The organism is Pseudomonas sp. I2 (genome assembly GCF_040984075.1).
Lineage (GTDB): Bacteria > Pseudomonadota > Gammaproteobacteria > Pseudomonadales > Pseudomonadaceae > Aquipseudomonas > Aquipseudomonas guariconensis_B.
Map to the genome: position 1 here is coordinate 35888 of NZ_JBCGFQ010000032.1, position 15815 is coordinate 51702.

Sequence of the window (15815 nt, forward strand, 5' to 3'; positions counted from 1 at the left end):
GACGACAGGGGGAGGGCAAGGCGTATATTGATAGTTAGCAAACTATGAATATCCTCGGTTCCTCACATGACGCTTGATGCACTGCACCTGAAAGTCAGCAGCGGCATGGTCGTGGCCGCTCGTCATTGGCGGCGCATCTGCCATGCGGCCTTGACCAGCTACGGTATCTCCGAGGCCTGCGCCGTGCCGTTGCTGATGATCGTGCGCCTGGGCGATGGTGTGCACCAGGTGGCGGTGGCCCAGGCCGCCGGCCTGGAGAGCCCATCGCTGGTGCGCCTGCTCGACCAGCTGTGCAAGGCCGGCCTGGTCTGCCGCAGCGAGGACCCGCTGGACCGCCGCGCCAAGGCCCTGAGCCTGACCGCCCAGGGTCGAACCCTGGCCGAGTCCATCGAAGGCGAGCTGGTACGCCTGCGCCGCGAAGTGCTGCACGGCATCGACCAGGCCGATCTGGAGGCCACCCTGCGGGTGATCCGCGCCTTCGAGGACGCTGGCCTCGGGACCTCAGGCGGGGTCGCATGAACGGTTTCTTCAGCTCGGTACCACCGGCCCGCGACTGGTTCTACGGCGTGCGTACCTTCGCCGCCTCCATGATCGCCCTGTACATCGCCCTGCTCATGCAGTTGCCTCGTCCGTACTGGGCCATGGCCACCGTGTACATCGTCTCCAGCCCCTTCGTCGGCCCGACCAGCTCCAAGGCCCTGTACCGCGCCCTGGGCACCCTGCTTGGCGCGGGTGGGGCCGTCCTGCTGGTGCCGCCCTTGGTACAGTCGCCCTTGCTGCTGTCCATCGCCATCGCCCTGTGGACCGGTACCTTGCTGTTCCTCTCGCTGAACCTGCGCACGGCCAACAACTATGTGCTGATGCTGGCCGGCTACACCCTGCCGATGATCGCCCTGGCGGTGGTCGACAACCCGCTGGCGGTGTTCGACGTGGCGTCCTCGCGCGCCCAGGAGATCTGCCTGGGCATCGTCTGCGCAGCGGTGGTCGGGGCGATCTTCTGGCCGCGTCGCCTGGCGCCGGTGGTGGTGGGCTCGACCAGCAACTGGTTCAACGAGGCGATCCGCTACAGCGACACCTACCTGGCCCGCGAGGTCGCGGCCGACAAGGTCGGCGGCCTGCGTGCCTCGATGGTCGCCACCTTCAACAGCCTGGAAATGATGATCGGCCAGCTCGGCCATGAAGGCGCCGGCCCGCATACGCTGAAGAACGCCCGCGAGTTGCGCGGGCGGATGATCCACCTGCTGCCGGTGATCGATGCCCTGGACGACGCCCTGGTCGCCCTGGAAGGCCGCGCCCCGGCCCAGTTCGCCCAGTTGCAGCCTGTGCTGGCCGAGGCTCGCGCGTGGCTTGAAGGCACCGCCGAGGATGCCTCGGTGGCGCGCTGGACCACCTTGCGCGAGCGGATCGACCGCCTGCAGCCCAGCGCCGCCGCGCTGGACCAGCGCCCCGAGCTGCTGCTGTCCAACGCCCTCTACCGCCTCACCGAGTGGATCGACCTCTGGCAGGACTGCTGCACCCTTCAGCACGCCCTGCGCAAGGACGACGCCACGCCCTGGCGCGCGGTCTATCGCCATTGGCGCCTGGGCCGCCTGACGCCATTCTTCGACCGTGGCCTGATGCTCTATTCGGTGTTCTCCACCGTCACCGCGATCGTCGTCGCCAGCGGCCTGTGGATCCTGCTCGGCTGGAACGATGGTGGCAGCGCGGTGATCCTCGCCGCCGTGGCCTGCAGCTTCTTCGCTGCCATGGACGACCCGGCGCCGCAGATCTACCGGTTCTTCTTCTGGACGCTGATGTCGGTGATCTTCTCCAGCGTCTACCTGTTCCTGGTGCTGCCCAACCTGCACGATTTCCCGATGCTGGTGCTGGCCTTCGCCGTGCCGTTCATCTGCGTCGGTACCCTGACCGTGCAGCCGCGTTTCTACCTCGGCACCTTGCTGACCATCGTCAACACCGCCACCTTCATCAGCATCCAGGGTGCCTACGACGCGGACTTCCTGACCTTCATCAACGCCAACATGGCTGGCCCGGTAGGCCTGCTGTTCGCCTTCATCTGGACCCTGCTGCTGCGCCCGTTCGGCGTGGAGCTGGCCGCCAAGCGCCTGACCCGTTTCAGCTGGCGCGACATCGTCGAGATGACCCAACCGGCGACCCTGGCCGAGCACCGTCAGGTCGGCGTGCAGATGCTCGACCGCCTGATGCAGCACCTGCCGCGCCTGTCGCAGACCGGCCAGGACAGTGGCGTGGCCCTGCGCGACCTGCGCGTGGGCCTGAACCTGCTCGACCTGCTGGCCTACCTGCCACGGGTCGGCCAGCAGGCCCGTGAGCGCCTGCAGACGGTGGTCGAGGAAGTCGGCGCGCATTACGCCGCCTGCCTGCGTGCCAATGAGCGTCTGCACGCGCCGGCGGCGCTGCTGCGCAACATGGAGCGTGCCCGCCAGGCCCTGGCCCTGGACGCGTTCCATGATCGTGGCGATGCCCGCGTTCACCTGCTGCATGCCCTGAGCGGCCTGCGCCTGGCCCTGTTGCCTGGGGTGGAGGTGATGCTCGAACCCGCTGACCAACCGCAACTGCCCCATGGCATCGATGGAGCGCCCCTGTGATCGGTGATCTGGATATCAGCGGGGTGTTCCTGCCTACGCTGCTGGTGATGATGGTGTTCACCTACCTGTTGTTCCTGGGCGTGCACGCCGTGCTGGTGCGCCTGCATTTCTACCGCCTGGTCTGGCACCGGGCGTTGTTCAACGTTGCTCTCTACGCCGTGCTGCTCGGTGCGGTGGATCACTTTTGCCGAAACCTGATGCTGACATGAAAAAACCTTGGTTGACCCTGGGCCGTGTGGTCCTGACATTGCTGGTGGTGACGTTCGCGGCCGTGCTGGTCTGGCAGATGGTCGTGTACTACCTGTTCGCGCCCTGGACCCGCGACGGCCACATCCGCGCCGACGTGATCCAGATCGCCCCGGATGTCTCCGGGCTGATCCAGAAGGTCGAAGTGCGCGACAACCAGATGATCAAGCGCGGCGACGTGCTGTTCACCATTGACCAGGACCGCTTCACCCTGGCCCTGCGCCAGGCCCAGGCGACCCTGGCCGAGCGCCAGGAGACCCTGGCCCAGGCCTCCCGCGAGGCCCGTCGTAACCGCAAGCTGGGCAACCTGGTGGCGGCCGAGCAGTTGGAAGAGAGCCAGTCCCGCGAGGCCCGTGCCCGCTCGGCGGTGAACGAGGCGCAAGTGGCGGTCGATACCGCCCAGCTCAACCTCGACCGCTCGGTGGTGCGCAGCCCCGTGGATGGCTACCTCAACGACCGCGCCCCACGTGCCCACGAGTTCGTCACCGCTGGCCGGCCGGTGCTGTCGGTGGTCGACAGCGCGTCCTATCACGTCGACGGCTACTTCGAGGAAACCAAGCTCAGCGGCATCCACATCGGCGATGCCGTGGACATCCGCGTGATGGGCGACAACACCCGCCTGCGCGGCCATGTGCAGAGCATGGCCGCCGGTATCGAGGACCGCGACCGCACCAGCGGCGCCAACCTGCTGCCCAACGTCAACCCGGCCTTCAGCTGGGTGCGCCTGGCCCAGCGCATCCCCGTGCGCATCGCCTTCGACGAGGTGCCCGAGGACTTTCGCATGATCGCCGGGCGTACCGCCACGGTGTCGATCATCGAGGGGCAGCACCCATGAAACGTCTGATGCTGGTGGGGCTGGCGCTGTCCCTCGGTGCCTGTGCGATGGTCGGCCCGGACTACGAGCTGCCGAAAGACGCAGCCGTACAGCGCAGCGACCTCAACGGCCCGCTGCGCCAGGATGCCGACAGCGTGGTTTCGGCGCCGGTGCCGGAGGACTGGTGGCAGCTGTACCAGGACCCGCGCCTGAACGAGCTGGTGCGCCAGGCCCTGGCCGCCAACACCGAGCTGCGCGTAGCCGCGGCCAACATCGCCAAGGCCCGTGCCCAGGTCGAGGTGGCCGAGTCCCAGGGGGGCTTCAGCGGCGGTGCCAAGGTGGCTGCCCAGCGCCTGCAGGAGTCTGGCGAAGCCTTCCTGTTGCCGGAGAAGGTACCGGTGGCCAATATCGGCGAAGCCATCCTCAGTGCCTCCTACCAGTTCGACCTGTGGGGCACCTTCAAGCGCGGCACCGAGGCGGCCCAGGCCAACGCCGATGCCGTGCAGGCCGCGGCCGACACCGCGCGCATCACCCTGGTGGCCGACGTGGTCAAGGCCTACACCCAGGTGTGCTCGGCCAACGAGGAGTACCACATCGCCCGCGAGTCCCTCGACCTGCAGGAGCAGAGCGTGCAACTGACCCAGCGCCTGCGCGATGCCGGCCGTGGCGACGAAACCCAGGTCACCCGCTCGCAGACCCAGTTCAAGTCGCTGCGTGCCGAGCTGCCGCGTTTCCAGGCCGAGCGCGAGGCGGGCCTGTATACCCTGGCCGCGCTGCTGGCCAAGCCGGTCGAGCGACTGCCGGCTGGTACTGCTGATTGCGCCGAGCTGCCACATATCGCCCAGTTGATCCCGATCGGCGACGGCGCCGCGTTGCTCAAGCGCCGCCCCGACGTGCGCCAGGCCGAACGCCAGCTGGCCGCTGCCACCGCGACCATCGGCGTGGCCACCGGCGCGCTGTACCCGAATATCAGCATCGGTGCCCAGGTCGGCACCATCGGTATCCTCGAGAACCTCGGCGAACCTTCGACCAACCGCTGGGGCTTCGGCCCGTTGGTGAGCTGGACCATCCCCACCAACGGCACCCGCGCCCGCATCCGCGAAGCCGAGGCCTCCACGCAGGCCGCCCTGGCGCATTTCGATGGGGTGGTGCTCAACGCCATCCGCGAGACCCAGACCCGCCTGGCGCAGTACAGCGCACTGCTGGAGCGGCGCGATGCCCTGGCCGAGGCCGAACGCTCGGCGAAGGAGGCGGCCGACCAAACCCATCGCTATTACCAGGCCGGGCGCGAGTCGTTCCTGGCGGACTTGCAGGCGACCCGGACCTATACCGACATGCGTGCGCAGTTGGCGGCGGCGAATAGCCAGGTGGCCATGGGGCAGATCGGGGTGTTCCTGGCGCTGGGTGGGGGGTGGAAGGAGGCTGCCCAGCCTTAGGCCTATCGACCAGCAAACCGGCCACAGCTAGCACTGCGTCAGTGTGGATGATCCTCCTCGCGGAGCTGGCGTCAGGTTTGCTCCTGATCGGTGTCGGCCCGTTGTACCGCGAGCATGCGCTGGGCCTGCTGTTCGATGAAATCGAACACTTCCGCTGGCACCGAGTACCGGTACTGCTTGCGTCGGTGTTTCGAGACGATGCCGTCGTTGGTCAGGCACATCATCACCAGGTTCGCCAGATCGCTTCCCCTGACATCGTATCGCTCATCCACCGCTGGCCCAGATTTTCCTCACTCTACAAGGAAAATTCTCATTTTTAGGCTTTTCACGCATTTTTTTCTCACGTCGGGTAAGGGTTTTCCGAACCTGAAACCAAAGGGTTCGGTTTCCGAGCGCTTGGGAAGTATCCTACGCATCTTGCGGAAGCTTCTGTGTTGTCGGGGAAATGCCTCACGGATAACGTCGTCGGGTCGCCTTCGGGCGATCGGGCGTGAGACACCCGAGACAATATGCGCCGCTCTATGGCAGCCGCGCGTGGGCAGGCTTCGGCCTGGCCGGGTTTTCCTATTGTCCCGGGTCTCACCCCGCGCGTGGCTGCCACCCAATTCCGTGAGACGAGGAGGAAGGCAGTTCCTGATGGCCTCTCAATAGGAACTTCACGATGAAAAAGCTCGTTCCCGACCCACACCATTTCAAGTCCCTCCTCCGAACCCACTTCTTCATCCATTCCGACCTGACCCTGCCATACGCCCATGTCGGTGCGCAGAACCGAATGTGAGTCGATCACGTCAAGGAGTGATGAAATGAATAATGATCCGAAAGCCTGCACCACCGCAGGCGTCGAAACCTTTCTGGAGCTGTTCCGGGTACAGCCTGGCGTCCCTCTGGACCGGGCCCTCGATGAGCTGTCGATGCTCCTGGGCTGTATTCGTCACCTGACCACCGAGGCGGAGATGGAAGGCGATTTGCTGGCCGGCAGTGCGGCGCGGGTGCTCAGCAGTATGGCCAAGGCATTGATCAATGACGTGGAGTTGGGGATGAACCGCGCTCGGTAGCCGGGAATGCCGGTCAGGTAAGGCATCCAGCCGCCATGTGGGGCGCTTCGCGTCCCACTTCCACAGGATCCTTCGTCAAACCGCATCAACGTCTGAGTCGACTTTTCTCTCTGTCGAACATGCGATTTACCCTGTTGCGGATCTCGAATTGGTATCGCCGAATATCTGCAACCTGTTGGCTCCAAGGTAATTGACCAATCTCATGCAGGAGCAGGATGTCGTCTCCAAGATCACGGATCCTTATCTGGTTATTCCGCCACTCTTGATAGCGGTAGGTGTCGGTGGGGTACTCAGCCCACTTGGCATGAAAGGCCCAGCCATCATATGTGTCTCGCCATGTTCTCTCCTGTAATGGAGGGAGCGAGATGTATTTCCAGCGTTGTTCAACCTGACCATCATCCCTGATGAACAGTGGCTCGGTGTATGTCCAGCTGTTTGAGCGTTGTCTGGTTGGAGAGGTGTCAGTCCGGGCGGGGGCTGAGGTGATTGCAGGCGCCGAGTTCCGTTTCGTATGCGTGATAGGTGGAGGAAGGGTGTCGAGCGTTTTCGAGATTTTCGGCTGAAACCGGGTCCTTCGGTAGTTCATGTCGTATTTCCAGCGCAAAGCCGAGCTGAGGGGGATATGGCCCGAAGGATCACCGTTGTTTACTGGATTTCCCAAGCAATAGGCGTAGCTGTTTATGCCGCCCCTGAAGAAGGGGCTCCAACTGTCGGGTGAACGAAATCGCATCAGGCTCGGGCTGTAGGCTCGATAGCCATTGCCGAGCAAGTAGCCGTCGGCCAGCCTGTCCCGGCGTTCTCCGTTAAAACCTGGCAAAAGACGGTTTGTCAGGGGGCTGTAGCCATAGGGGCTGTAGCTCAGGTCATGGGTGTTGTGAGGCTGAACGCTCAGTATCGAGCCCGATAAGTCTGTCGCAAAAAGGGTAGCAAGGCCTTCGCCTGGCTGCTGTTGTGCATGGACTCTGTTCTGATGGCGCAAGAGGATGTGGCTTTCACTGCCGATGAGCTCAAGGTACAGGTGGTTGTTCTGGTAGAAGAGCAATCTCCGTCCTTTGTTTTTTTTCATGATGAAAGTCTTTAGAAAGTGACTGAGCAGCGATGAGCATGCTGGCATCGGTGGACGTTGCCAACTGGTAGAAATGTCAGGTAGGGACAAATATTCAAGAGCGCTGAACCTCTGGAGGCTGGCTCGCCAGCGATCAAGAGCGAAGCCCTTGTGGGAATCAAATGACACACGAGGTGCCAATTCATCCCTGTCCGAACGAAGCCGCAGCCACTAGCCGGGCCTGCAAAAAGCAGGAGCTGGGCACATGGATCGTCCCCATTCCAATCAGTTGAGACTCGGCCGATTCTCCGAACCGGGCAGGTTGTACCTGCTGACCAGCACGACGCTATACAGAGCCCCGGTACTGGGAAATCTGCAGGTGGCTCGTCTGCTTATCACTCAGCTGCGCAAGGCGCATGAAGAAGGAGACGCCCGATCCCTGGCCTGGGTGGTAATGCCTGATCATTTCCACTGGCTGGTGGAGTTGGGTGCGGTGGATCTGAAGACCCTGATGCGACGGGTGAAGTCACGCAGTACCCAGGCAATCAATGCGCTTCAAGGGCGAAGCGGACGATTCTGGCAGCAGGGATTGCATGATCGGGCTTTGCGTCGGGAAGAGGATGTGCAGGCTGTGGCGCGCTATATCGTCATGAATCCGAAGCGGGCCGGCCTGGTTGAGAGGATTGGGGATTATCCGCACTGGGATGCTGTCTGGCTTTGATCGGTACCGTGCCCCTCTTGCGAGTGGCTCGGTATCGCAGGGGCCGCTTCGCGCCCCATCGCCGGCAAGCCGGCTCCCACAGTTTTCTCTGCATGACACATGATTTGTGAACCCCGCAGGACCCTGTGGGAGCTGGCTTGCCAGCGATTGGGCTGCAAAGCAGCCCCCAAGGCTCAGCGCAGAATTTGCGCCGGCTCATCAGGCGGCAGGTTGCCGCCGCCCGTTGGCCGCGTGGGTTGCCCAGGCAACGGGCCTCCCAGCTGCTCGGCCAACTGCTGCGCCACATCCAGGCCTAGCTCTTTCGACGCCTCCCGTACCACCCGCGGCCGGTTCAGGGTCACCCGCGCATCCTGGCTTTTCACCAGCTTGGTGTCCTGCCCCTCACCCATGGCGGTGAACGCCGAGGTGATCTCGTAGGTGCGGGTGTCGATCAGGCTGAAGTCCGCCACCACGCTCAGGCCCAGCACCGCCGAGTAGCTGTCGGTATGGTCCAGCGAGGTGATGTCGCGCTGGAAGTCGATGTCCGACAAGGTGCCGAACAGCACGTAGTCGGCCCCCTCGAAGGCACCGCTCCTGATCCGCGCGATCACATCGTAGACGTTCTCGCTGGACGAGGCGGTGTAGGGCGTGCCCTGCACCAGCTGGAACATCCCGCTCTTGAGGATCTCGCCTTTGATATCGCCACTGAACTTGCGCAGTTCGGTCTGCTCGATATAGCTCTCCAGGCTCACATGCTCGCTGTAGCTCGCCGAGCCGCTGGCGTGGTACAGGCCGGCCTGGTGGTTGCTCTGGGCGTTGATGGTGTGGATGTACTGCTCCACACGCTCCTGGTAGGCCAGGTCGGTGACCGCGACCTTCGGGGCCGCCTGCGCGCTGAACGCACAGGCCAGGCCGATCATTGCCATCCATGCACGCATCGGTCAGCGCTCCGTGGTCTTGCGGATTTCTTTTTCGTCCATCCACTCGGCCAGGCCGCTTTCCACGTCCACCAGCTGCAGGCTGAACTTGTAGAACACGTCCTTGTAGTCGCTGCTGCGCTTGACGATGGAGCTGATCGAGCCTTCCAGGCGGTACTGGGCGGCGATCATGTTGCCGGTCTTGGCCACGGTGTTCTTCTTGTACAGGCCGCTCTGGTTCTGCAGCTTGAGCTGGTCGACCTGGCTCTGCATGTCGGTGTTGTCGCTGGCGAAGCGCGCCACGCCGGACTTCATCAGCTGGGTCTTGATCGAGGTGGTGATTTCGCGGGTATCGATGTACTCGCTGGTCTTGTTCTTCACGTCGTACACCTGCACCACCGGGCGGCCGTGCAGCACGCCGGACTGGGCCAGGGAGCGGGTCATGCTCTCGGCGATCATCTGCAGGTCGGTGGAGCCGAACTCGTTGGTCACCAACTCAACGGCCTTGCTGTCGCCGTAGCTGATGTTCTTGCCGCCAAGAACCGGCGAGGTGGTGCTGCAGCCGCTGACCAGGGCGATAGAGAGGGCGGCGAGGGTAATGCGTGCAAACATCGAAAATGCTCCTGAAAGGGGTTACCGGGTGTGGACTTCGAGGCGGAAGTCAGTCGCCTGGGGCACCGGGGCGATGGCCGGCAGGAAGCTCGCCTGCTTGCCGTACAAGGTGAGGGTTTTCCAGCTTTCCTCGTCGGCCACCGGGAACCCGTCGTTGCCCAGCCAGGCGAAGCGGTAGTACAGGGTCTGGGTACTGCGGCTGGTGTTGTTCAGCCCCACTTTGACGGTGAGGAAGCCGTTCTCGCGGGCGACGCGCATCGGGCCGATGTCGAAGTCATCCAGCTGGCCCATGGTCACCACCTTGCTGGCGGCGCTGCCCGGGGCCGGGGGCGGGGTGGCGCAGCCGGCCAGGAGGGCGGCTGCGACCAGGGCGAGGCATGTTCTGCGCATGTTCGTTCCTTGAGGTTACTTGAGGCTGGCGATGGCCTGGTCCTGGGCTTGCGGCGCGACTTCCACGGCAGGGCCGCCGGCGAAGACCTGGTTGCCGACCACGCGCAGGCTGACCACCTGGTAGGGGCGCTCGATCTTCACCTTGATCTGGCTGCCGCCGAGGCTCGACGGCAGGCTCAGACGGTGTTCGCCCTGGGCCAGGCGCACGCGGGCGACCTGGGTTTGGTTGGGCAGGGTGCGCCAGGTGCGGGTGTCGGCACCCTCGACCACGGCCGAGGCGATACCCATGGCCAGACCGGCCAGCGGGTTGACTTCGTTCATCTTCTTCTGCGCGACGCCACGGGTGATGGCACGTACGCTGGTGCGCAGGATGATGCCGGGCATGTCGTCGCGCAGGGCGCGGCGGGACATGGCGCTGGTGCTGTTGAGGGCGGTCAGCGGCTGCGCCTTGTCGTTCAGGTAGATCTCGCTGAAGTGGGCGGTGGAGGTGTCTTCCTTCATCACCGGGAACGACAGCGGGGTGATCACCAGGTTGCCATCGATCGGCAGCGGCAACGGAATGCGCACGGAGTCACGCGCCGGGGCCAGGCCGCTCTGGACCACGATCAGCACGTCGCTGTCGGTGGTCTTGGCGTCGTGCTTGTCCAGGTCCAGCAGGGCCTGCTCCAGCAACGGGGTGTTCGGGCGCAGCTCGGCGGCCTTGCGGTAGCCTGGTGCGGCCAGGCCTTTTTCGCCCAGGGCCTCGTAGACGAAACCGGAGAGGTAGTGGCTGAAGGCGCTCTGGTAGCTGTTCTTGAGGTTGACCACTTCCGGGTCGTCGAGGCTGGCGACCGGGTAGCCCTGCAGCTCCTTGAACTCGGTCTTGACCCCTTCCTTCTCGGCCTCTTCCTCGCGCTTGAGGTATTCCTTGTCGCGCAACTCGGCGATCACCGCTTCGCGCTCGTGGGTTTTCTTGATTTCGGTGCGGGCCCCTTCGAAATCGTTCTGCGCCAGCAGGTTCAAGGCCATCTGGGTGGTCAGCATGACCTTTTCGTAGTCGTAGCCTTCGTAGCGGCGCACCTTGTCGTTGACCAGGTAGCTGCCGAACTGGCTGAGGTACTTCTCGGTGTCCAGTTTTACCGACTCTTCCCAGCGGAACACCACATCGTCGGCGGCACGCCAGGCATCCTGGCTGCCTTGCAGGTCGCCCTTGGAGCGCAGCAGTTCGCCTTTTTCGAAGTAGTAGAGCAGGTCCTTGTCCTCGCCCTTGTTATTGCTTTCCAGCACGGCCAGGGCGGCATCGACGTTGCCGGCCACCAGGTGCTGGTTGGTTTGCTGCAGTTCGCTGTCGTAGCTACGGAAGGCGGCGCAGCCAGTCAGCTGCAAGGCGGCGAGCAGGGTCGCCAAGGGGAGGGCGCGTACCATCGTTGATCTTCTTTCCCTGGAACAAATGAAGGCGCTGAGCGCCGTGATTTCAAATGGCTATCAAAAAGCGGCGGGATTATAACGAAGGTTATGGCTATATGATGGCCCGTTGATCTCATTTTTTACTCGAGTGCCATCACTCAGAGAATTGTCTCAAGATTTTTCATGAAATCTGCCCGGGAGCCTTGAGCCGGGGAAAGTGGAAGTGAACAATGTTCGCTTTCGTGTTTGCGTTGAGATTGGCCATGATTTCCCGTTCCCGACTGTTCGCCTGGCTGCTCTGGCCGGTGCTGGCGCTGTGCAGCACCCTGGTGCTGGCAGAAACCCCTGCCGAGGCGACCAAGGCCTTGCACCTGCTGGGCTACATCGGCGCCGACTACCCGCCGACGGTGCGCGACGGCAAGGTGCTGGACGAGGGGGAATACCGCGAGCAGCAGGAGTTCAGCGCGGTCCTGGCCGGCCTGGTCGACGGCCTCCCGGCCCATGCCGAGCGCGAGGCATTGGTGCAGGGCGTCCAGGCGCTGCGCGAGACCATCGACCAGCGCCAGGACGGGGCCAGCGTCGCCCGCCAGGCGCGTCAGCTGGGCGCCCGCCTGGCCGTGGCCTACGAGGTCAGCCAGGCCCCGGTGATCACGCCGGACCCGGCCCGCGGCGCGTCGCTGTATGCGCAGAACTGCGCGATCTGCCATGGCGACAGCGGTGCTGGCGACGGCCCGGCCGGTGTAGGCCTGGAGCCGCCGCCGGCCAACCTGCGCAGCACCGAGCGGCTCGACCAGCTGAGCCTGTTCGACCTCTACAACACCCTGGGGCTGGGCATCGATGGCACCGAGATGCCGTCGTTCGCCGACCAGCTCGACGAGCGCCAACGCTGGGACGTGGCGGCCTATATCGCCAGCTTCACTGCCGACCCCGAGGCGGCCAAAGGTGACCGGGCCTGGAACCTGGCCGACCTGACCCGCCAGACCCCAGCCGAGGTCGCCACCAACGAAGGTGCCGAGGCCGTGGCGGCGTTCCGCGCCCAGCGCGCCCAGCCGCCGCAGGTCAAGCGCGGCCCGGCGCAACTGCTCGAATACACCGCCAGCACCCTGGACAAGAGCCTGGCTGCCTACCGCGAGGGCGACCACGACCAGGCCTACGACCTGTCGGTGGCAGCCTACCTGGAAGGCTTCGAGCTGGTGGAGAGCTCCCTGGACAACATCGACACCCAGGCCCGCAAGGACACCGAGAAGGCGCTGATGGCCTACCGGCAGTCGCTGCAGGACGGCCTGCCGGTCGCCCAGGCCGAGCAACGCCTGGCCGAGGCCAAGGCCAAGCTCGACGAGGCGGCCAAGCGCCTGGGCAGCGATGGCTTGAGCTGGTCGCTCAGCTACATCTCCGGCCTGCTGATCCTGTTGCGCGAAGGGCTCGAGGCGATCCTGGTGCTGGCGGCGATCCTCGCCTTCCTGCGCAATACCGGGCAACAGTCGGCGGTGCGCAGCGTCAACGTCGGTTGGGGCCTGGCGCTGGTCGCCGGTTTCGCCACCTGGGCCCTGGCGGCCTACGTGATCGATGTCGGCGGCGCCCAGCGCGAGCTGCTCGAAGGCTGCACGGCGCTGTTCGCCAGCGTGATGGTGCTGTGGCTCGGCGTATGGATGCACGACCGGCGCCACGCCGCGGCCTGGCAAGACTACATCAAGAGCAGCCTGCTCAGCGGCGGTGGGCGCTTCGGCTTCGCGGTGCTGGCGTTCTTCTCGGTGTACCGCGAGTTGTTCGAGGTGATCCTGTTCTACGAAACCCTGTGGCTGCAGGCAGGGCCTGCCGGGCACCGGGCCGTGCTGGCCGGCGGCGCCACGGCGCTGGTGCTGCTGGTGGGCCTGGCCTGGGTGATCCTGCGGGGTTCGGCCAAGTTGCCGCTGGCATTGTTCTTCAGCATCAATGCGGCGCTGTTGTGCGCGCTGTCGGTGGTGTTCGCCGGGCATGGCGTCAAGGCCTTGCAGGAGGCCGGTGTGCTGGGCACGCGGCCGGTGGCGTTCTTCGAGTTCGACTGGCTGGGGATCCATGCCGATGCGTATTCGTTGGCGGCGCAGGTGGTGGCGTTGCTGGCGATCATGGTGCTCTATGGACGTAGTCGTCTGGCGCAGAAGCGGCGCGCGGCAGCCGGCTAGGAGTGGGCTTGCCCGCGAATGGGCCGGACCTGACACAATATCGGCAGTGGTCCCACCCGGGGGCCTGGCTGCATAGGAATCACAGAGATGCGTGTATGGATCGATGCCGACGCCTGCCCCAAGGCGGCCAAGGACCTGATCGTCAAGTTCGCCCTCAAGCGCAAGTTCGAGGTGGTACTGGTGGCCGGCCAGGCGCAGATCAAGCCGGCGTTCGCCTGCGTGCGGCTGATCGTGGTGCCCAGCGGCATGGATGCGGCCGACGACTATCTGGTCGAGCACGCCGTGCCGGGCGAGCTGGTGATCTGTAGCGACGTGCCCCTGGCCGATCGCCTGATCAAGAAGGGTGTGGCAGCCCTCGACCCGCGCGGGCGCGAGTTCGACGAGCGCAACATGGGCGAGCGGCTGGCGGTGCGTAATCTGTTCACCGAGCTACGGGAGCAGGGCCAGGTCGGTGGCGGGCAGGCACCCTACGGGGATCGGGAGAAGCAGGCGTTCGCCAATGCCTTGGACCGGATCCTGACCCGGTTGGCCAAGGTCTAGCCTGACTGGCGCATTGAACCCAAGCCGCTATTGGGGCGCGAAGCCGCCCCAATATTTGCAAGGCAGGCTGCGGGGGCTTACTGCTCACCCTCGTGAGTCAGCTCCAGCACCCGGTCCACCAGCTTGTAGATCCCGCTGGCCGCCTCGCTGATCGACTGGGCGAGCATGTACGCCGGGGTGGTCACCAGCTTGCGCTGGGTGTCCTCGACGATGTCGTGCACATCGCATTCCTCGTGGGTGGCGCCCATCTTCACCACGGCTGCGCTGGTGTCGGCATCGGTACCGATGGTGCAGACCACGCCTGGGCCATAGATCTTCGCCGCCAGGGCCGGCGAGATGCAGATCAGGCCGACTGGCTTGCCGGCCTCGGCGAAGGCTTCGGCCAGGGCCAGCACGTCAGGGTTGACGGTGCAGTTGGCACCCTCGACGGCAAAGTTGGACAGGTTCTTCGCTGCGCCGAAGCCGCCCGGCACGATCAGCGCGTCGAAATCCTCGGCCTTGGCCTCGCGGATGTCCTTGACCTCGCCACGGGCGATGCGGGCCGACTCGACCAAAACATTGCGCGACTCGGGCATCGGCTGACCGGTCAGGTGGTCGATCACGTGCATCTGCGCGATGTTCGGCGCGAAGCACTGCACCTGCGCGCCGCGCTGGTCGAGGCGCAACAGGGTGATCACGCTTTCATGGATCTCGGCGCCGTCGTACACGCCACAGCCGGAAAGAATCACCGCAACTTTTTTCGTCATGCTCATTACTCCAGTGTCGAGGCGCTAAATGTCCTCTAGTTTGGCAGATGTCGCCATAGGGTTCTCTGTGGGCAGCGCCTAATCTTCATGGACCACCCTGGAGATCGTTGCCCATGGACCTGATCCTGCTGGCCGTACCGTTCTTCTTCGTGCTGATCGCCGTGGAACTGCTCGCCGACCGTGTGCGCGGCCAGCGCAACTACCGCCTGGCCGACTCGATCAACAGCCTGAGCACCGGCGTGCTGTCGACCAGCACGGGGCTGCTGACCAAGGGGGTGGGGCTGGTGACCTATGCCCTGGCCTGGGAGCACCTGGCGCTGCTGCCGCTGCCGGGTACGGCCTGGTGGGTGTGGGTGCTGGCCTTCGTGCTCTACGACCTGTGCTACTACTGGCTGCATCGCTTGGGCCATGAGCGCAACGTCCTTTGGGCCGCGCATTCGGTGCACCACCAGAGCGAGGAATACAACCTCACCACGGCCCTGCGCCAGACCAGCAGCGGCTTCATCTTCTCGTGGATCTTCTACCTGCCGCTGGCGCTGCTCGGCGTGCCGCCGCTGGTCTTCGTCACCGTGGCTTCGCTGAACCTGCTGTACCAGTTCTGGGTGCACACCCGGCATGTGCCCAAGCTGGGCTGGTTCGAGTGGGTATTGATCACGCCGTCCAACCATCGCGTCCACCATGCGCAGAATCCTGTGTACTTGGATCGCAACTACGGCGGCGTGTTCATTATCTGGGATCGCCTGTTCGGCACCTTTCAGGAAGAAGACCCGCGCGAGCCGGTGGTGTTCGGCGTGACCACACCCCTGGCCAGCTGGAACCCGCTGTGGGCCAACTTGCAGTTCTATGCCCAGCTCTGGAACGACGCCCGGCGCACGCGCCGCTGGCGCGACAAACTGCGCATCTGGTTCATGCCCACCGGCTGGCGCCCGGCGGATGTGGCGGCACGTTATCCACAGGCCAAGCCCGACCTGGCGCGCTTTCGTAAATTCGAGATTCCCCTCGGGCGGGCGCAGCAGGTCTATGTGACGGCGCAGTTCGCCGCCTACGTCGCCTTGGGCAGTTACCTGATGGACGTGGACGGGCAGGTGTCGGCGGCGGCCCTGGTGCTGGGCTGGACGGTGATGGTGTTCGGCTTGTTCGCGCTCGGCGCGGCGCTGGAGAAC

General features: G+C 64.6%; 15 protein-coding genes and 2 pseudogenes. 10 read left to right on the forward strand and 7 right to left on the reverse strand.

Annotated features, from left to right (window positions below; genetic code table 11):
• Positions 1 to 66 precede the first annotated feature (66 nt).
• Genes WCE05_RS17140 through WCE05_RS17160 form a run of 5 tightly spaced genes read left to right on the forward strand, consistent with a single transcriptional unit; the run spans position 67 to position 5099 of the window.
• The gene (locus WCE05_RS17140) at positions 67 to 519 is read left to right on the forward strand and encodes a MarR family winged helix-turn-helix transcriptional regulator (RefSeq protein WP_225787686.1); all 453 of its coding nucleotides are present in this window, start codon (positions 67 to 69) and stop codon (positions 517 to 519) included.
• On the forward strand, positions 516 to 2603 hold the full coding sequence (locus tag WCE05_RS17145; RefSeq protein WP_225787685.1) for an FUSC family protein: 2088 nt from the start codon (positions 516 to 518) through the stop codon (positions 2601 to 2603). Before WCE05_RS17140 ends, WCE05_RS17145 begins: the two co-directional genes overlap by 4 nt.
• The gene (locus WCE05_RS17150; protein WP_225787684.1) at positions 2600 to 2812 is read left to right on the forward strand and encodes a DUF1656 domain-containing protein; all 213 of its coding nucleotides are present in this window, start codon (positions 2600 to 2602) and stop codon (positions 2810 to 2812) included. Before WCE05_RS17145 ends, WCE05_RS17150 begins: the two co-directional genes overlap by 4 nt.
• The gene (locus WCE05_RS17155) at positions 2809 to 3684 is read left to right on the forward strand and encodes an HlyD family secretion protein (RefSeq protein ID WP_225787683.1); all 876 of its coding nucleotides are present in this window, start codon (positions 2809 to 2811) and stop codon (positions 3682 to 3684) included. The genes WCE05_RS17150 and WCE05_RS17155 overlap by 4 nt, the downstream gene beginning before the upstream one ends.
• Entirely contained in the window at positions 3681 to 5099 is a 1419-nt protein-coding gene (locus tag WCE05_RS17160) for an efflux transporter outer membrane subunit (RefSeq protein WP_368816215.1), read from the forward strand. Before WCE05_RS17155 ends, WCE05_RS17160 begins: the two co-directional genes overlap by 4 nt.
• A gap of 71 nt (positions 5100 to 5170) precedes the next feature.
• Here WCE05_RS17160 and WCE05_RS17165 read toward each other — a convergent pair.
• A pseudogene (locus tag WCE05_RS17165) lies at positions 5171 to 5374 on the reverse strand (cell filamentation protein Fic); the annotation flags it as partial.
• A 528-nt stretch (positions 5375 to 5902) separates the two neighbouring features.
• Between WCE05_RS17165 and WCE05_RS17170 the strand changes: the two are divergent.
• Complete coding sequence (locus WCE05_RS17170) at positions 5903 to 6154, forward strand: DUF3077 domain-containing protein (protein ID WP_368816216.1); 252 nt, start codon at positions 5903 to 5905, stop codon at positions 6152 to 6154.
• 85 nt (positions 6155 to 6239) lie between these two features.
• Here WCE05_RS17170 and WCE05_RS17175 read toward each other — a convergent pair whose 3' ends face one another.
• Complete coding sequence (locus tag WCE05_RS17175) at positions 6240 to 7220, reverse strand: RHS repeat-associated core domain-containing protein (RefSeq protein ID WP_368816217.1); 981 nt, start codon at positions 7218 to 7220, stop codon at positions 6240 to 6242.
• 244 nt (positions 7221 to 7464) lie between these two features.
• Here WCE05_RS17175 and WCE05_RS17180 point away from each other — a divergent pair, with 244 nt between their 5' ends.
• Complete coding sequence (locus tag WCE05_RS17180) at positions 7465 to 7920, forward strand: transposase (protein ID WP_368816218.1); 456 nt, start codon at positions 7465 to 7467, stop codon at positions 7918 to 7920.
• A 173-nt stretch (positions 7921 to 8093) separates the two neighbouring features.
• Here the strand turns inward: WCE05_RS17180 and WCE05_RS17185 are convergent, their stop codons facing one another.
• The 4 genes from WCE05_RS17185 to WCE05_RS17200 are packed head-to-tail and all read right to left on the reverse strand — an operon-like array spanning position 8094 to position 11222.
• Positions 8094 to 8837 carry a penicillin-binding protein activator LpoB gene (locus tag WCE05_RS17185; protein ID WP_368816219.1) on the reverse strand — a complete coding sequence of 248 codons (744 nt, stop codon included), beginning with the start codon at positions 8835 to 8837 and terminating at the stop codon, positions 8094 to 8096.
• A 3-nt stretch (positions 8838 to 8840) separates the two neighbouring features.
• On the reverse strand, positions 8841 to 9428 hold the full coding sequence (lpoB, locus tag WCE05_RS17190) for a penicillin-binding protein activator LpoB (protein ID WP_225787678.1): 588 nt from the start codon (positions 9426 to 9428) through the stop codon (positions 8841 to 8843).
• Between the two features lie 21 nt (positions 9429 to 9449).
• The gene (locus WCE05_RS17195; protein WP_225787677.1) at positions 9450 to 9818 is read right to left on the reverse strand and encodes a YcfL family protein; all 369 of its coding nucleotides are present in this window, start codon (positions 9816 to 9818) and stop codon (positions 9450 to 9452) included.
• A 15-nt stretch (positions 9819 to 9833) separates the two neighbouring features.
• Positions 9834 to 11222 (reverse strand): COG3014 family protein, encoded by a 1389-nt coding sequence (locus tag WCE05_RS17200; protein WP_225787676.1) that lies wholly within the window; start codon positions 11220 to 11222, stop codon positions 9834 to 9836.
• A 212-nt stretch (positions 11223 to 11434) separates the two neighbouring features.
• Between WCE05_RS17200 and WCE05_RS17205 the strand changes: the two genes are divergently transcribed.
• Both WCE05_RS17205 and WCE05_RS17210 read left to right on the forward strand, forming a co-directional pair.
• Entirely contained in the window at positions 11435 to 13366 is a 1932-nt protein-coding gene (locus WCE05_RS17205) for an FTR1 family protein (protein WP_368816220.1), read from the forward strand.
• Between the two features lie 87 nt (positions 13367 to 13453).
• Positions 13454 to 13906 (forward strand): YaiI/YqxD family protein, encoded by a 453-nt coding sequence (locus WCE05_RS17210; RefSeq protein ID WP_225787674.1) that lies wholly within the window; start codon positions 13454 to 13456, stop codon positions 13904 to 13906.
• A 77-nt stretch (positions 13907 to 13983) separates the two neighbouring features.
• Here the strand turns inward: WCE05_RS17210 and elbB are convergent, their stop codons facing one another.
• Positions 13984 to 14652 carry an isoprenoid biosynthesis glyoxalase ElbB gene (gene elbB, locus WCE05_RS17215; RefSeq protein ID WP_225787673.1) on the reverse strand — a complete coding sequence of 223 codons (669 nt, stop codon included), beginning with the start codon at positions 14650 to 14652 and terminating at the stop codon, positions 13984 to 13986.
• A 113-nt stretch (positions 14653 to 14765) separates the two neighbouring features.
• On the opposite strand from elbB, the pseudogene WCE05_RS17220 reads away from it, so the two are divergent.
• A pseudogene (locus WCE05_RS17220) lies at positions 14766 to 15392 on the forward strand (sterol desaturase family protein); the annotation flags it as partial.
• Between the last annotated feature and the right edge of the window lie 423 nt (positions 15393 to 15815).